Source organism: Streptomyces gottesmaniae (assembly GCF_031845845.1).
Taxonomy (GTDB): domain Bacteria; phylum Actinomycetota; class Actinomycetes; order Streptomycetales; family Streptomycetaceae; genus Streptomyces; species Streptomyces akebiae.
On record NZ_JAVRFJ010000159.1, the window covers coordinates 1 to 418 of the forward strand.

General features: G+C 56.9%; 2 protein-coding genes. Both read right to left on the reverse strand.

The window, feature by feature from the left end; translation table 11 throughout:
* A partial coding sequence (locus tag RM704_RS44855) for a hypothetical protein (protein ID WP_311593637.1) occupies positions 1-207 on the reverse strand: 207 nt, incomplete at its 3' end.
* A gap of 54 nt (positions 208-261) precedes the next feature.
* Positions 262-402, reverse strand: coding sequence for a TraX family protein (locus tag RM704_RS45415; protein ID WP_014334049.1), 141 nt, complete (start codon positions 400-402; stop codon positions 262-264).
* Positions 403-418 lie beyond the last annotated feature (16 nt).

Sequence of the window (418 nt, forward strand, 5' to 3'; positions counted from 1 at the left end):
GTTCAGATAAATGGACAGCGCCTGTCTGGCCTGCGCTTTTTTTGCCGCCAGCTCTGCTTCCCGGGCTGCTTTCTCGGCCAGCTTCTGCTTTTTCACCTTCCACTTTGGTGGCGTGGTGACATTGATGATGGTTTTCCGGCTGCGGACAGGCGTCTCCCCTTCCGTTTTCCGCTTCAGTGTCAGTACCGGTCGCTTCTGCTCTGTCATGCTGTGTTCTGCCTCTGACGAATCATCCTCTTGCGGCCAAAGATACCACACCCGTCACAGCGCCAGAACGCCCAGCACAGCCAGATGACAGGCGTAGAATACCGGGAAAAAATCCCCGGGCCAGAAACGGGGTAATGATTTTCCTGCACACGACACCAGACCAACGGTCAGCACCGTCATCACAAGACCGGCCACCGCCGCTGCATCACTG